This is a genomic window from Paenibacillus sp. ISL-20 (genome assembly GCF_018613005.1).
Taxonomy (GTDB): Bacteria; Bacillota; Bacilli; order Paenibacillales; family Paenibacillaceae; genus Paenibacillus_AQ.
Genome location: NZ_JAGGRD010000066.1, coordinates 38,971 through 55,844 on the forward strand (window position 1 = coordinate 38,971; position 16,874 = coordinate 55,844).

Annotated in this window: 11 protein-coding genes and 2 pseudogenes; 10 read left to right on the plus strand and 3 right to left on the minus strand. The window is 44.4% G+C overall.

From position 1 onward, the window contains the following. Positions 1 to 92: 92 nt before the first annotated feature. Both J7E85_RS30320 and J7E85_RS30325 read right to left on the minus strand, forming a co-directional pair. Positions 93 to 1,557: pseudogene (locus J7E85_RS30320) on the minus strand (Msr family ABC-F type ribosomal protection protein). 571 nt (positions 1,558 to 2,128) lie between these two features. After that, positions 2,129 to 2,536 carry a winged helix-turn-helix transcriptional regulator gene (locus J7E85_RS30325; protein WP_076322785.1) on the minus strand — a complete coding sequence of 136 codons (408 nt, stop codon included), beginning with the start codon at positions 2,534 to 2,536 and terminating at the stop codon, positions 2,129 to 2,131. Positions 2,537 to 2,698: 162 nt separating this feature from the next. Here J7E85_RS30325 and J7E85_RS30330 point away from each other — a divergent pair, with 162 nt between their 5' ends. Next, a complete protein-coding gene (locus J7E85_RS30330; protein WP_215163740.1) occupies positions 2,699 to 3,604 on the plus strand; it encodes a DMT family transporter in 906 nt (301 codons plus the stop codon). A 201-nt stretch (positions 3,605 to 3,805) separates the two neighbouring features. Here the strand turns inward: J7E85_RS30330 and J7E85_RS30335 are convergent, their stop codons facing one another. Further along, positions 3,806 to 4,126 (minus strand): helix-turn-helix domain-containing protein, encoded by a 321-nt coding sequence (locus J7E85_RS30335; protein WP_215163741.1) that lies wholly within the window; start codon positions 4,124 to 4,126, stop codon positions 3,806 to 3,808. Between the two features lie 290 nt (positions 4,127 to 4,416). Here J7E85_RS30335 and J7E85_RS30340 point away from each other — a divergent pair, with 290 nt between their 5' ends. From J7E85_RS30340 to J7E85_RS34385, 9 genes and pseudogenes are all read left to right on the plus strand, one after another. Beyond that, entirely contained in the window at positions 4,417 to 5,733 is a 1,317-nt protein-coding gene (locus J7E85_RS30340) for a helix-turn-helix domain-containing protein (RefSeq protein WP_215163742.1), read from the plus strand. A 282-nt stretch (positions 5,734 to 6,015) separates the two neighbouring features. Then, positions 6,016 to 6,207 (plus strand): annotated as a pseudogene (locus tag J7E85_RS30345) (C-terminal helicase domain-containing protein); the annotation flags it as partial. Positions 6,208 to 6,409: 202 nt separating this feature from the next. Continuing rightward, positions 6,410 to 7,720 (plus strand): DUF2399 domain-containing protein, encoded by a 1,311-nt coding sequence (locus J7E85_RS30350; protein WP_215163743.1) that lies wholly within the window; start codon positions 6,410 to 6,412, stop codon positions 7,718 to 7,720. Continuing rightward, positions 7,696 to 9,165: a hypothetical protein gene (locus tag J7E85_RS30355; RefSeq protein ID WP_215163744.1), complete on the plus strand. Its 1,470-nt coding sequence runs from the start codon at positions 7,696 to 7,698 to the stop codon at positions 9,163 to 9,165. The genes J7E85_RS30350 and J7E85_RS30355 overlap by 25 nt, the downstream gene beginning before the upstream one ends. Beyond that, a complete protein-coding gene (locus J7E85_RS30360; RefSeq protein ID WP_215163745.1) occupies positions 9,143 to 9,841 on the plus strand; it encodes a hypothetical protein in 699 nt (232 codons plus the stop codon). The genes J7E85_RS30355 and J7E85_RS30360 overlap by 23 nt, the downstream gene beginning before the upstream one ends. Further along, positions 9,838 to 13,083, plus strand: a complete 3,246-nt coding sequence (locus J7E85_RS30365) for an AAA family ATPase (RefSeq protein ID WP_215163746.1) — start codon at positions 9,838 to 9,840, stop codon at positions 13,081 to 13,083. Before J7E85_RS30360 ends, J7E85_RS30365 begins: the two co-directional genes overlap by 4 nt. A 62-nt stretch (positions 13,084 to 13,145) precedes the next feature. Further along, on the plus strand, positions 13,146 to 14,522 hold the full coding sequence (locus tag J7E85_RS30370) for an SEC-C domain-containing protein (protein ID WP_215163747.1): 1,377 nt from the start codon (positions 13,146 to 13,148) through the stop codon (positions 14,520 to 14,522). A 537-nt stretch (positions 14,523 to 15,059) separates the two neighbouring features. Beyond that, positions 15,060 to 16,274, plus strand: a complete 1,215-nt coding sequence (locus J7E85_RS30375) for an alpha-L-fucosidase (protein ID WP_251036158.1) — start codon at positions 15,060 to 15,062, stop codon at positions 16,272 to 16,274. Continuing rightward, the gene (locus J7E85_RS34385) at positions 16,225 to 16,872 is read left to right on the plus strand and encodes a hypothetical protein (RefSeq protein WP_251036159.1); all 648 of its coding nucleotides are present in this window, start codon (positions 16,225 to 16,227) and stop codon (positions 16,870 to 16,872) included. The genes J7E85_RS30375 and J7E85_RS34385 overlap by 50 nt, the downstream gene beginning before the upstream one ends. The last annotated feature ends 2 nt before the right edge of the window (positions 16,873 to 16,874 follow it).

Below are 16,874 nucleotides of genomic sequence, written 5' to 3' on the forward strand. Positions count from 1 at the left end.
ATGGGTGCCCTATTTGATCATATTACGAAGTGCTGTCTTCAAATTTTTTTGTGTTTGAACCCCGCTTACCCACTCGAAGACCCGAACAGTCGTTAATGCCTCTGAACGATTTTTTTGTCCTTGATTTCATATACGGTATCGGCTACATTCTCTATCAAACGGACATCGTGCGAAATGAAAATGATCGTTCCTGCGTAGTTCCTCATCAATTGTTCCAGCGCTTCCACCGCTGGAAGATCCAGAAAATTGTTGGGTTCATCCATCAGCAGGATGTTATATCGCCCCAACAGCATTTTGGCAAGCTGCAATTTAATGATTTCTCCGCCGCTCAACACGGATATATCCTTGCGTACGTCCTGCTGAGAAAATCCCATCGATGCCAGAACGGCTCGAATTTCCGATACCTCATAATCACTGTCTTCCAACATGAACTCCATAACCCCCTGATCACGGTCAAACTTGTAACCCGTTTGGGCAAAATAGCCGATCTCCGCTTTAGGGGATACGGAAATACCATGTTCACGATGGAGTATCATCTTGAAAAGCGTCGTTTTGCCCGATCCATTCGCACCGGTGACTGCGATCCTGGCACCCAATGGAAACTGGAAGGAGGCCTCCTCGAAAATCTCCTTGCCCTCAAACTGTTTGCAAATGTCTTTCCCGGTAATCGGAAACGGATGATGAAGCTCCAAGGCTTTGCTTTGCCGAAAACGGATAGATCGTATGGCTTCAGGGGGGGGGTACCTCACCCAGCGCTTCGATTCGATGCTCCATATGTTTAGCGGCATTGTGGAGCTTTTTCTGTTTGCTGCCCGTCGATTTTTGATGAGCCAGACGGCCGCCGCTTTCGGAGCTGTTTTTTCGTGAAGCGCCCTTGGCCTTTTGATCCACTTTTCGAGCCTGGTTAAGCTTTTCGGTAATGGCTTTCTCTAGCCGCTCCCGTTCCGCAGTAAACTGCTTATATCTTGCAGCCTGGCTATACCGTTCCTCTTCCTTCTGACGCAAGTAATCGGAATATCCGCCCCAGTATTCCGTGATTTTCCCCTCATTCAACTCCCAGATCTTATCGACGACTTGGTCAAGGAAATAACGGTCGTGACTGATGATGAGCAAGGCGCCGGAGTAATATTTTAGCTGGTGGATCAAAAAGTCTATGCCACCCTGATCCAGGTGACACGTCGGTTCATCGGCAAAAATTCCGTGCACCTCTCCGGAGAGGGCCTGGGCTATTTTTAGCCGTGTTTCTTCACCGCCGCTCATATTCTCCGCTTCACAGCTCTCAATTCCCAGCTTTCCTATTAAAGCGTAATCTTGAATTTCTTGTACAATGACATCATCCAACTGGGGAATATAACTGAAGTTGCCTTCCCGAATAACTTTACCATGGGACAAAGGAATTTCCCCCAGCAGGACTTTTAGTAGTGTGCTTTTTCCTGCTCCGTTCGCACCAACCAGACCGATTCGGTCATAGTCGTAAAGCTCCAGTTCATCAATGTCCAGAACATCGCGCCCCGAATATTCCACAACCATATCTTTTGCTTTTATCAATAATTCCATATTGTTTCCCCCTTCAAAAATCGCAGTTACTGTTCGCAGGATCTCCTGCGATTGAAGAAGAGAGGTCTAAATAAAGAAGTACCAATGCATGGATCTCATAAGATTTGCCCCTTTTCATATTTATTTTTCTGTATCTTTTATTGTCCGGCTGTTTTTTGGCAATAAAAAATACAGATCCGAGTCCACAATGGGGCTTAAATCTGCATGGATAACAAGATAAGATCGCGATACAAAGGCATAGCAAAAAAGCTAACCGTGTCGCAATCTATGTCTACATACGCAGGAAATAAGCAGCTCAAAAAAAGCCCACACTTGTGGTTTGGAAAATCCGCTTTTTTTATTGCCGGCTTATCTTATACGCATGGAATGTAACATAGATAACGAGCCTCCTCATAAATGATACGTTGAATCATAACATTGGCTGCTATAACTGTCAATAAAATAGAGTGCAGTCCACGATAACCAGTAGATAGAGCAGACCCTTAGATCGCTAGAAGAACTTGACCTGTTGTTGAAAAAGGCGCTTAGCTTTGAATTGTATTTTCTGGTGTCTGGATTTTTAATAGGTCGCTTAGCCATCGCTCTGGCTATTTTGGCCATCCTCTTCAGGATCCTGCGATTGTAAACGAATATCAACAATTCTATTTTTATAAGTTGCTCCCCAACTCTTCATGGATAAAATGATCGGTTCCAATGTTTTTCCGAATTCAGTAAGCGAATATTCCACTTTAGGTGGTACCTGTTTATATACTTCGCGATGAATAATGCCATCCCGCTCAAGCTCCCGAAGCTGCAGCGTGAGCATGAACTGAGTAATGGCCGGGTAGAGGCGGCGAAATTCACTAAATCTTTTCGGACCTTCAATGAGGTGATAGAGAATAATACCTTTCCATTTTCCCCCGATAACTTCCAGAGTTGTTTCAACAGGACACCCTTCTGTACTTGGAATCACATGGTTCTTATGTTTACGATCGCTCAAACTCCTTATCCCTCCCAATAGTTCAATAATTAATACTATATAATAAAATTATGCGTACTTCTCAAATCTTTATATATATTCTATTATAAATCCGTGTTAAGTTCAACTCATTTGGGCAAGGTTCGAACGGCACAAAATGAACAGAGAGAAGGATGTTGAGTCATGAATTTGAAAGGGTTGTTCATTGGGTTACTTTTTACGGTTTTATATTCTTCGGGGGCCATTATCATGAAAATTGGTCTGCTCTCAGCGTCTCCATTAACATTAGCGACATTACGTTTTCTGATCGCCGGGGTGCTGCTACTGGTCTTTATTTATGGATTTAGAAAGGGGAAATACCCTTTACCTAACAAAAGAGAGTGGGGCGTTTTACTGCTTCTGGGTTTGCTGAATACCTCGTTGTTTGTTGGTCTAGGCAACTTAGCGCTTCGAACCATTTCCGCCGGGATATTCAATCTCTTTCTACCCATAAATCCTTTTGTCTTTGCGCTTTTTTCCCTAATCTTCATGGGGAAAAACATTCGTGCAAAAGAATGGATGGGTATGGGTGTTTCTGCCATAGGTCTATTCATCGCAACCTACCCATCATTGGCAAACAGTCATGCCTCCTTAAGCGGCATTTTATTACTTGTTTTGGCAATGGTTTCGATGGCTGTTGGAAGTCTCGTCTTTAAAAAGGCCAATCTTCAGTTGCCTAATCTTGTGATCAACGCTTGGCAGGTATTCATTGGCGGAATGATTATTATGATTCCGGCTCTCTTTCTAGAGTCTGGAAATCCGGTCAATGTGGACGCGCATCTAGTCGAATACTTGATCTGGTCCGTCTTCGGTCTCTCCATTTTTAGCATGGGTCTCTGGTTTTATTTATTGAAACAAGATGCCGTTAAAGCAAATAACTGGCTACTTTTAAATCCTGTCGCGGGCTATATTCTGGCAGCCATCATACTGGGTGAACCGCTTACGTGGTACTCGGTCGTAGCCACCATCGTTGTGCTTTTCGGATTGTACTTGTCAGGAAATTTTCGCATCAAACAAACGAAGGGAAAAATGATAGAACAAACGGAATAGTTTTAGAGAATCTGATTCAATGAATATTAGAGCTTGTTTTGATCAATCCTTTTCAAAACAAGCTCTTTCTTTTTGTTCATTTATTTAATTCGGTAAACAAATAAAAAAACTCCCGTATAATCAGGAGTTAGTTATCGTATTGAAATGCTGCCTTAAAAGAATCGAATAAGGAAGAGAGATATCTTTTGCGATGTTCATTCTTTATTTCCGATACAACTCTTTAAGGATGTTTAATCCTTTTAATTGGTTTTCTTCATCCTGCTGTAATAGCAGCGAGTTAATTTCTAATATGATCTCATTATCTTTTTTACCTAATGATATAAAGTCAAAGAAGTCGAGATTAAGCGCTGTTGTAATTTTTTCGAGGGTTTGCACGGTGAAATTGCCTTCCCCTCTTTCCAGCCTGCCTATATAGCTAAACGAGGACCCGATTTTTTCGGCAAGCTCCTCTTGAGTTAAGTTCTGGCTTTTTCTTATTTCTCGTATAGCAATTCCCAATCTCTCTGCAACCGATTTTTCCATATATGTATCGACTCCTCTTATATAAGAAGTGTAGACAAAAGATAGTTAATATTGGAGTCACTAAAAGTTTCATTATATATTAATTATTGTCCTTAAAAGTTTCATGTGTTAAATTGTAAATGTATTCAAGTATGGTGTGTGATTGCAAAAGGTATTCTTTTAGCAAAGTGAGTTATGTGTTACTTTAAGCATTAATTGACAGGTGTTAGACTCATTTATACTATTACTATAGAGTCATACTAAATTATGGATGTTCGGTATGCGGATATTCTTATTGGAGGTTGTTTGAATTGATACATACAACCACGATACGATCAGAATTGGATTTTCACCTGAAAAAGACGGGATTAACTATAAATCAATTTGCAGAACTATCAAAAATTAACTCAGGGACGTTAAGCACTATTATTAAGGGTGTACGCCCCATTGCTATGCAGCAATTAGATCGAATGGTATCGGCGATGGGACTTCCCGAAGGCAGCTTTTATGAGCTGTATGCGGATGAATGTTTTGCTTATCCGCTGAATTGGCGAAGACTAAAGCCGTTTTTGTACCGCTGTGCCGAACTGGATAAGCTGGAGCTAATTCAGAAGGTTGTTCGATACATGACGGATAACCTAGCTTATGTGCCGATGCTTTTTGACACAGCAGAGGATTTGTTTAATCAGGGTAAAAATTCAGCTGCCTCAATTATTTACGAATCAGTAGCCGAGAGTGAGAAATATCAACATTCTGAACGGTTAGCTCTGTGCCATTATCGACTGTTTACAATCTCATTAGGTCATGATCAGGAAAAAAATCTTCGGGCAGCCACCAAATTTGAGGAATTCGTCGAACGTTTAGATGAAGTGGATCAGCTTGATGCGCTAAAAGATTTGGCCAATGTATACTGCTCTCTGCGCCATTGGAGTAAGGTTGATATGTTGGCTAAAGAGATGGGACGAAAGGCAAAGATTCAATATGCTTTTAAATATGAGAAGGATGGCATTCGCTATCATCATGATAAAGAGCCCCAAAAGCCGTTGTTTTTATATATCATTTATTCATATTTGATGTGTTCAGCTGTCTGTGATGAGCGTGGTGATTATGAGCAGGCATTACGATATGTGGCATTATATTCCGACTTGAGCTGGGTTAAAGAGGACTCGGAAGAAGCACTTGCGATTAAAGATAATTTTAAAATGTGGGCTATAGCGAATACATATTTATATAAGGTAATGATGGGTGATTTTGAAATTATTGCTGAATATGTGGGATTTATTGAAACAAAAGAAGATGAAATCCTGCCTGCGTTAACCAAGATTTTTCAAGCTGCTAATCGTTTTCAGTTCGATATAGATCATGTTTTACTAAAGTTTGAAGATCATATTTTATCATTAAATCAAAAGGACGACGGTACATATAATTATTTAGTAAGGGCAGAGCGATATGTGCGGTTTCAGGCCGAACTGTCACGTTATTATTTTACAAAAGGAAGATATGATGAGGGAGCTAGAAGTGCTTTAGATGGGCTTGCGTCTGCTATTAAAATTCGCAATGAAAATGCGACACTGCAATGTGTAAAATTATTTGAACAATTCAGACATGGAGTATCTGATGAAGATTAGCAACGTTATGACAATTTATGGGAACGGTTGGAGTATCGTGGTCTTAACGGTTAAGGCGATATGCTTTTGTAAGACAAAGCTCGAAAAAAGTTCTGAAAGTCGTTTACATCGTAGTATTGACAAACAATAGAGGAAGGTGTTTCAAGCACGCAACCTGCGCATATTTCATAGAGATATAAATCATGACCTGTTAGGCGATCCTGAAATATTTGGGACGTCTTTTTTGTTTATATGGTATTAGTTATAAGGTTAGAGTTGAAGTAAGATGGGGAGTCAAGTTTTTGTCGACGGTTTACTGAAGGGGAAAAAGAAATATCTCTCATTTCGCTGAAAGCCGGAGGCACTGGACTGAATCTGCTAGGGGCAGATACCGTCATTCTGTATGATCTTTGGTGGAATCCCTCGGTTGAGGAGCAGGCGATCGGGCGCGCCCACCGAATGGGTCAAAAGCAGGTGGTACAAGTTATCCGGTTAGGGCCATGATTCAATCAATGGCCTTTTAACATACCCGCAGGAATGCCCTTCAATTTCGCCACTATTATCACCCTCCAGAGATTGTCCTCAGCCAATATGTCCCCAATCACCTGCTAATATCATTTACTCCCCCTTTTCCTATAAAGGTACAGGTACGCTATACTGGGGAGAAGTACACATATTCATAATCGCGAGGGGTTATATGACTACCATTGATGACATTCGTTCATACTTGTCCCAGCATATTCTAAAAAGCGGGGAGCAATTAGACCCACCTAACGATAGAGAAGTTGCACCATTCCTGATCGACATGGATATGATCAGAAAAACAGCGCGTACCTTCCGTAAAGTTGGAGTTGTGACGGTTTCGGTTGAGGATTGGAGTAACGATCAGAGCGAGCCCGATCGTTCTCTATTGAAATGGACGATTGGTAAGAGGGCTGTTCTACCGGAGAGTCAGCAGACTTTTCAATGGCTGCGTGAAGGATGGATTATGAAAGAGCTGCGGTTTCAAAGAGATGGGAGAACGGTTGACCAAATTTACTATCGGATGGGATTTCGACTATTCTCTTATCTGTATCAGAAGGCAGATCAGAAGCACAGTGAACACGTGCAGCAGCTTTCCCGTTACCAGGATGAAGCACAGTTACTGCTGGATTCGCTAATCTTTCATGATCCGAATCGTTCAGCCCTGTTATCTACACTTAAGCATAGAATATCCGAGAGCCTGGGCTGGGGTCTTGAAGAGCTTGTAGCCACACGTTGGTTTCCTCTCAATTGGAACATACCAAAAAGGATCAAATTTTTAACCTTCTGTCTTGCATTCCTCAAGATAACGAGTAGCAAGAATGTGTTTGACTGGAAGGAAATCGGAAGTTATTACTATGAAGTAATTGGAGGCTCTAAAGCCTTCGACCTATACCAGCATGATTTTATTATGAATCTCGAGAACTGGTCAGAGTGTTCCGCAGACAGCATGGGTTATATCAGCTCGGGGAAGATTACACCGTTATATTTTGCAGGACATTTAAGTGGGACTTGGTCCGTCTTCTTGCCAGGCCCTGTTCATGCGTTAACTGATTTATCGATCTCCCAGGGTCAGTATCATACGAATGCAAGCATCTTATGGCTGGTCGAAAATCGGGGAATATTAACCAGAATGGCTGCGGAAGCAGATTTTGTAGCCGATACAGGCTCCCTTATTGTCTGTGTAGATGGGCATCTCCGCACATCCCATCGAATTTTTCTGATGAAGCTGCTTGCACAGAGCAATCTGAAGCAGGTCATTCTCTGGAGTGATTATGATGAGCATGGGCTCATGATTTCTCGAGAAATGGCGGATGTAGTCTCATCCTTTTCTCTTAGAACGAAGTGGATCTGTCATAACCATGCAGTTGTTACCCGGTGGTCCGACTATGAGCAATATATGGGAATTCTTCTGCAAGCATCAAGGATGGAGCAGGAGCAAATTGTAGGGGAGGCAGAAGAGTGGAAAAGGTGGATCCAGTATTAATATCCATTTTTCATAGTAATGAATCAGCCCCGGAGCTACTTCAGTCGATGAGGGATCTATCTTATCTGGCTGGGGTGCTGAGTGATCTCGGGACATTGAATGATTTTCAAACGCCGGTTGAGATTCTGCGATTTTTGCGAATCATCCAGTTGATTAACGAAGAGGCGCTCGGGCTGGATGAGCCTATTGAGAACTCGGACACCCTCTATTATCGATATCGGAACCGTTATCGAGATCCCCAGCCTCCGGACAAGAAGAAAGTACAGCAAATCGTCAATATCCTCGTAAAATACAACTGGATATCCAAGCAGTCCAGACAGCTCAAGATGCGAGACGTTGGCAAAAGAATGATGGACGCGCTCATACGGCTGGCCAATGACTCGCTTGCCTATTACATGCATGATGATATCGGGCGATCCCTGTTTCAGGCCAGACGGGATGCTGAACTAAGTGAAGCCTATGATGACCATGGCATATCTGGCGGCAACAAAATCGCAAGTATGATTCGCAATGTCGAGAATGCCATTCAATTGATGAAGGATCGGGAGCTTGAGCTGTTGGCAGACCGGAATGCTTTGCCACAGCTGGAGATCATCCACCAGTTGATGAAAGAGTTACACATTAAGCTGACTCAAAGATTTCACCAGTTCCAGACCCTTGAGGAGAGTCTGATTCTGAGTAATCTGATGCATCAGGGAACGGCTGTCTTGGTGGATGGAACCAATCTTAGTATTGGCATGATTAATAAATATCTAAAATTCACAACGATGCAACAAACCGTTCTATCCTCCACCATTGCCCCGGAGAAGGTTAGACAATTTATTATTCGGATGTATGATCCGCCCGTGGAATCGGACATCCCCAATGCGTATCAGATTCTGAGCTTTATGGAGCAGGATCAATATGAAGGCGAAGCCTTGGACGGATTATGGGTGCCTGTAAAATTCGCTGCCCCATTATCTTCGGAAGCCATAAGGGAGGCTGTTGATTATCTGGAGTTTTATGAGCCTGTTGTGGGGTCCGTGTTTGAAGAAGAGGCTGAGCCGAAATATCTCGTCAATGAAATTTCTATGGATCAGCTGGATGAGGTTATGGGAGAGTCGAAGTGGCTGCTGACGAAATCCATGATTCAGACAGAAGCGATTGAAAAATATATGGGACAACGAGATGAAGTCCCGGTCGAGCAAGTCATTTTGGAAGCAACCTCTGATAAATGGGCTGATGCAATCAATGCCTTAACGGCGGTTGCGGCTCTTGTTGGCAATAAGAAGCTGGAGGTTGTTCCGGATAAGGTTAGCGAAAGCAAGCAACATGTTCAATCGCGTAAATGGGAATGGTTGAATGAAGCAGACAGAAATCATATCATCAAAAAGCGGCTATACAGTAAAGAGCAAAGTCAGGAAGAAAGTGGTGAAGATAAGGATGGGGGAGAACAAGATCACTGAGGGCGATATAGAAGAGTTAAATATGAATCCTCTTAATGCTTTACAAGCTTTAAGAGGTGTTCTTTCAGAGGCAGAGGAACTCGCATTTATGAATATCTTATTTTCCTCCTCAGCTACACTTCGAGCAGGCAATTTTGGTTTGTCTAGAAAAGAGATAGAAAGGCTGCTGCGTATCTCTGATCATGATGATGAATTCCAATCATTTCTGTTAAGAGTAAATCAGGCGGTGAACCGATATTTTCAGGTCATTTATGATGAACGTCGGGATCAGGTTATTGCCATGATGAGGGTCCCTGCCAGAGCAGCCAGAAGCACGTTGTCTAAGGAAAGTCTGGCTATTTTGTTGTATATGTTTTATCAGCAAGAAGTGCTTCAGCATGAATTCACGCTGTTTGATCAGCTATTGGATGCATTCGGACATGAAACGACAAAAGCAAATCAACGCTTGCTGCTAAATATTGACTCTCTTCGAAAGATTGGAGCTCTGGAGGAGTATGATGCAAGTTCTCTGGAAAAGGCTTATCAGCTTACAGCCATTGGCGTGAATATGTTTTCAGATTCCTTTTTGCGTCGTACGGTCGAGTTTAGTCAGTCTAACCAGTTGAATAAAGAAGAAGTGCTTAAATTTTTCAAACGCTACAACTTATATCGTGATGAGGATGGTGATTCTCGATGATACCCTGGCGATTGCGCTTTCATGGCATTCGAGATTATGGACCTACAGAACTTGATCTAACCGGTCAGCAGGAGCATGTTATTATTACCGGACCGAACGGAGCGGGAAAATCAACTATCACGTATTGTATGGGTGCTGTTCTGTATTCCGCCAAAGTTGAAGTGGATGGACTCAGATCCCGTAACCTGGCTCATGATGAAACCTGGAAAGCTCATATACGCTTCCTGTTTAAGAACTCTGGGTCTATGCGAATCGATGCTCCGGATTTTATCGAGTTTTCCCTTCACATTCAGCAGGAGCCCGGACAACCCTTTAAGAAGGAATATGTGATTTCCTTCGGGGATCGGATTGACGAATGGGAAGATGTCATACGGTACACCTCAGGCGATCGGCAATATAATTTTACAGCTTACAAGAAAGATCTGCAGTATAAGTATCGAATTGATCCGGATCTGTTTTATTTAATCTGGTATCAGCAGGAAGTGAATCAGTTCGCGGTGAAAAATCCGATGGAGCGGTTCCGGGAATTTGCAGAAATGTACGGGATTGATCAGATCCAGCGTAACTGGGAAGAAAGTATGGCCAGGCAGAAGGAAACACAAGAAACCCTTAGATTGGCCGAGAACAATGTATTGTATCAGAAGCAAACGTTACAGCGACTCAAGACAGATCTCGAACGGTATGAAAGTAATCAGAAGCGTCTGATCGACGGCGGAAAAAGATACAGCAAGGCCATGCTTCAGCTTGAGGATGCTTATAAGAAGGAGATCCGGCAGCTGTGTGAACAGATTGATCAGCTTCTTATAGATCGAGATGAGCAACAAGAACGTATCCATGAGGCCAAAGCCGAAGAAGTTGAAGCCAAAGAGGATGGGGTCAAGATTACGGCAAACATCAATCAGCTTCAGGATCGACTGAAACTAGAGGAGGAGCAGCTATCTGAGCTTGAGGATCAGTTGAAGCAAGTCAAAACCATGATTGACGAGCTGGGGCAGGAGCTGCATTCGATTAGCAAAGAGAAAGAGCAGATCACCAGGACGGAGACGGAAGTTAAGCACCAACTAGAGCAGGTATCCCGTCGTTTAAATGAGGTTAAGCTGCAAGAGGCGAGGTTGCAGCAGAGCATCTCGGAAAATGATAATCAAAGTGTGGAAGCTACAACCCAGATCGCTAACTTAAGGGCACTGATCGATAAAGATCGCGCGGAAGAGCAGGTTTATCAGGAACTGCTGGATACCTATATAAGCAGTCATGCGGTCCAGCAAGAAATGGATCGACTTGAAAGTTCCATAAATACGACAAAGGATAAGTTATATGATGGCAAGCATCAGGTTCGGGAGTTGCAGGAAGAGCTGGAACGACTTGAGAACAATCAGGACTGGTCACATCGGCAACTGGAATCGCTGAAATATTTTCAGGCCAAAGGAATTCGTGCTTACCCACTACGTGATCTTGTAGAGTTAAACAACTCCGCGCAGCTAAAGGCTGAGGAGTTATTCAACTCAATGAAATATACCGTGTTTTTTGATGGTAATGAATCGTATGTACCGAATGATCTATACCATGTTCCGCTACGAAAAGTAGTACCCGATCGTTCGGTTACAGAACTGCCCGAATTGCAGCTTCAGGTGAAGGGGGAGCTGTCACAGGAAACCTTTCCCTATGCAGTTAAGGCCCTTTGGTGGATTGAACAGTTCTTTACGGGAGACGAACTTCAGATTCGGCAGGGAATGCTGATTGATCAACGTGGAATCCGGGGTCAGCAAGAGAAGAACCGGTATATTCTAAGTGCACGAGCGATGATAGCCCGAAAAGCACAGGTGCAAACAGAACTGGATCAAGGGCTGCGAGCCGTTGAGGCTTACCAGGAGTCTCTTCAGAAGGATAATAAGCAGCTTCAGCTTCTGAACGGAATGATTCAGCAAGTGCGTCAGGCAGAGTCTTTTCAGACGAAGGAGCATGAACGAGTTAACCGAATGATGAAATCTGAACAGGAACTTCGCAGACGAGAGGAACTGGCGATAGAGAAAAAGAAGATCCAAGAAAATATAGACGTTCTAAAAAACGAGTGTGCGGAACGAAGTTACTTTATCGGGATTTTACAACAAGAAGCTGATTTCTACCTAAGATTAGGCGAGCTTAAGGAAAAATATGAACAGCTGCACCAGTATCAACGAAATAAGGAAATGTTATTGAATCAGGTTGAAGGACTAAAACAACAGATGGAGACTGGAGAGGATCAATTAGATAAGTTGGAACGAGAGAGCCGTAAACAGGAGCGCCGTCTTCAAGAGATTCAGTATGCGAAGGATCGTGAAGTGCGCAAGCTTTCGCAGATTGAGAACCAAATGACTTCTCGACGTGAACAACTGGATACGAGGAACGGTGAGCAGATTCATCTTTCCCGGGAACTGGAAGATTTTAAAATACTGGCACCTTCCATTTACAATGAGGTTTTAATAGAAAGACAATCACAGCAGGAGGGCACACAGTCCGAGCGGCGTATCAGTAGTTCTGCTATTCACTCAGAACTGGAAAGTGGCCGAGTTACATTCGATCATGCTCGCAGGGAAACAGGGATTGATCCGGCGGCTCCCGAAAATTACAAGACGGCTGAAAAAGAATTCCATCGTACCCAAGATGAGTTTAGTCGGACGAGCTTATTATTTGAGGAGGACCGAGAACGAACGGAAGAGCTTGCCGATCAGTTAGAAACTACGATTAACATGAGAGTTCTCGAAATTCGTCAGCGATTTAAAACCTACATGAGCCTCTTTCAATTTGAAGGGGAAATTGAGTGGGAGAAGCTTGAAAGCCATCGTGATAAGAGACCGAATTTTCATCTGTATATTAAAGCTCGGAAGGAAGGTCATCGTGGAGCACTGGAGGATGTAAGCATTAAGGGCAGAGGTGGGAGAGTAGGTAAAGGCGTGTCAGGAGGAGAGGAGTCTTTAAGCTCGCTGCTGTTTGCTCTGGCACTACTTCAAAATCTTCAAACCGCTCCTGGATTCATTGTGTTGGATGAATTTGATAGCGCCCTGGATGAGCAGCGAAAGCTGAAGGTGTTTGACCTGTACCAACAAGAGCTTAAGAGAAAGCTGATCATTCTGACGCCGAAGTCTCATGAACAAACCTATTTAGACCGCTTTGCATTATCCTATATTGTTCAGCATGACCCTACGGTGCCGAAGAGCCGTGTAATTGGAATTAAGAAGCGGATTGAAGTGGCGTCCGTAAATTAACGTACAAAGTTCGAATTTCTTAGGGATATGCCGATATGTTGAACGAAAAGGAGGAGTTGAACATGAAAACCCTGGGAAGAAATGAACGCTGTCACTGCGGAAGTGGTAAAAAATACAAAAATTGCTGTCTGAGTCTGGACGAGCAAACCCATCACAGCCAGAACGGAAACCAGAAGGTTATTCCTTTTCCCAGTACGATGAAAGAACCAGAGCAAAACCGGCTGGACCATAGAAAACTTCGAAATATGATCAATAACGAGTTGAAGTGGAAATCCGATGCTCACCGCGAGTTGGCTGACAATTTATTTCCGCAGCTTTACCGGGAGTACCAATTGAAGGGTTCAGAATCTGCAAATCTATTGATCAGCCTCATCATGTTATGGAAAGATTATGCGGATGAAGTTAATCCAAAATTCCGCAAACCTGGTGGATATGCCGGTGCATTGGAATACTTGCTTATTGGTATATTGGGTATTCGACTCACTCAGTCCGAGCTGGCGGACAAGCACCAGATCTCTGTTGGGACGTTGGGAAGCGCTTATGCTAAAATATTCGATTATCTGTTTGAGCACACTGCCGATCCGGAGGAGCAGATGTTGGCGATGACCGAATGGATGCAGCAGCAAAATTTTCAGTCAGAGGAAGAAATGGAGCGTTTTTTGAATACTTCTATGCAAGGCGGCATTAAATCGCCGAATTTGCCGAAAAGTGATGGCGCACAGGCACAGGAATTGCTTCGGCATGCGGAGCGGGAGCGAGATTCCTTTAAGCGGACTCAACTTGCATGGAAAGCATATGAATTGGACCCGGGCAATGCCGATGCATACCTTGTCATTGGTCAGGAAGCTGATACTTTGGATGAAGCGCTGGCAGCGAGTCAGATGGGACTCAAGGCTGTAAAAGAACATTTCGGCCCTGCCTATTTTGCTGAAAATAAGGGGTATTTTTGGGGATTGATAGAAACACGTCCGTATATGAGACTCAAACACTTTTATATGTATCTGTTAAGGGAGAGTGGCGATGATACTGCTGCCATTCGTGAGGCTGAGGAAATGCTCGAGTTATGCCCGAACGATAATATAGGAGTCCGTTACGAACTCCTGATGTTATACTTGCTGCATCGAGATTTTAAAGCGGCTGAGGGTTTGTTTCGAACGTACTCGGACAACACTGCCTTCATGACTTACGATAGATTGGTCATGGAGTATTTACAGCATGGGATTAGCTCCGAGCTGTTCGGTTTCAGGGAAGCTGCTATTCTGTCCAATGCTTTTGTCCCCGCCTATTTATACGGTCAGAAGAAGCTTCCCGATGTAAGGCCGGAGTATATAGGATTTGGTGACGAGAATGAAGCAATAGAATATGTCGCCACCCATACGGAACTTTGGTTCAGACCCGAAATGGCTGCACTGGTGAAGTGGATGAGGAGTGATAAATAGCGTTAGAGGATCATCTAGTACTCAGAAAAGATCAAAAAAGTACTTGAAGGTCAAAAGCGAGTAAACGTTATAACAGAGTTTGGACAATTGATTATATCGAAATCCAAACGAATACCCTGATGAACAAGCCGTGATTTTAGGCGATGATGATGTGGGCGACGTAACCCTGAAACCAAGTAAATTAATTCAATGGACATGTTTACGAAAAAAATGAAATGACAAATGAACATGTGGAATTGCTGGCTTTATGAAATAATAGTTAGCTTTCCTCAAGAAGAGCTGTATCCCATTCGGGAGTACAGCTCTTTTTTTGTACGTTATGCTGCTTGCTCAAAACGGATGCAATATAAGAAAAATTAATCTCATTTAGAGTTTGTACTTCTGTTCTAATGGAATTACTGTGACATCCAAACAGAAGCCCCCCACCTCAACAAAACACAACCCCAACTCAAAAAAACAAAGAGGCTGCACCAGCGTTATTTCTATAATGAAAGCAAAGAACTTGCAGCCGATGGCAAGCGAGTGAGGAGGGCGTGTATGAAGCGGGATGAATATATGGACGGGGCAGGACTGGAGCAGGAAAGGTCGAATGCTCTTACAAGCGATAAGCTGGTAAGTGATAATGATCGTAACCATTGGATAGCCTGGTGGAGAGAAGCAAGGTTTGGGCTTTTTGTCCATTGGGCGCCATATTCGATGCTGGGCGGGATGTGGAACGGCGAACGAGTGGATGCGAATTATGCGGAGCATATCCAGTTAAGGGGAAAGATTCCGGTGGCCGAGTATGCGGAGGCGGCAGCCGGGATGAACCCGGAAACGTTTGATGCGCACGAGTGGGTATCGCTGGCCAAGCGGTCCGGGGCAAAATATCTTATCGTGACAGCCAAGCATCATGATGGGTTTGCGATGTACGATTCCAAGGTCAGCGATTATTCGATTACTCGTCACGCTCATTTTCCAAGGGATCCGATCAAGGAGCTGGCAGAGGTCTGCGAAGCGGAGGGGATTCGCCTTGGAATCTACTATTCCCATGCCATGGACTGGCATCACCCGGATTCGCAGGGGAACACGCTGGATTACCCGGGGAATATCGGCGCATGGGATCAACTGGAGGAATGGATCGAAGATGACGATAAGCGGGAACGCTTCGAACGTTACCTTCACGAGAAAGCTCTTCCTCAAGTAGAGGAGCTGTTGATCGATTACGGTCCGATTGGTTTGATGTGGTTTGATTGCGGTCATAAGATCAGCGACGAGCATGCCGTGTGGTTCTATGATCTGGTACGCCGGCTGCAGCCGGATTGCTTGATTAACAAGCGGCTGCGGGATGACTGGTTTGCGGATTACGGCAATCCGCATGATAACCAGCTCCGGTTCCATCCGGTGCAGCCGGACTGGGAATCGATTCATACGCTGAATGATTCCTGGGGGTTCCGATATGACGGTGACCATTGGAAGAGTCCGGATGAATTGATCGAACAGCTGCTGCGCGTGGCCGCCACGAACGGTAATCTGGTACTGAATGTCGGGCCGCTCGGAAACGGGGTGATTGACGATACATCGAGAAGTCTGCTGGAGACGGTGGGCAGCTTTTTAGAGCGGAACGGCGAGGCGATATACGGCACGAGCGGCAGTCCGATCGGTACGCCGCAGTGGGGTTATTGCACATGGAAACCGGATGAGAATCTCTTGTACCTGCTGGGTGAGGGATTGGCCGCAGGACGGTTTCTTGGTCCTGCCTGGTCTCGCTAGCGGAGTTCAATATGCGAGGCCTATCGGAACGAGAGCGAACGAGGACAACCTGCCGATTCAACAGCTTGGGCCATGCGATTGGCAGATTGATGTGCGTTCGGTACATCAGGACGTCTATGCGACGGTGATCAAGCTAAAGCTGGATGGAGCGCTGGAGACGAATCTCACTCCCAGGTTTATATGCCAGATGGCGAATACGTTCCGGGCCTATGATGGTGTTATCGAGGGCGATGGCCTGCGATACGATAACGGAAAACGCGGTCATGATGGCGTTACCGGCTGGGCCGCTCCAAATGCGGCTGTTCAATGGACGTTCCGTTCAGAGGAAGAAGTGCCCGTCCAGTGCCGAGTGATCGTCACCTTGGCCGCCGGAGCGGATCAGGCAGGAGGACGTTATGAGTTGTCTCTGGATGGACAAAAGCTGACTTGTACCGCTTACGATACGGGTGGGGACGGATGCTGGGGAGAATTTGAAATGGGTCAACTGACCATTCTCTCGGCAGGCGTACATCGTCTTGAAGTACGGGGGCTATTGCTGGTTTCTGATTCATTAATGAATTTGCGCAAGGTTACGCTATTGCCAATGGAGAGGGAGTGAGG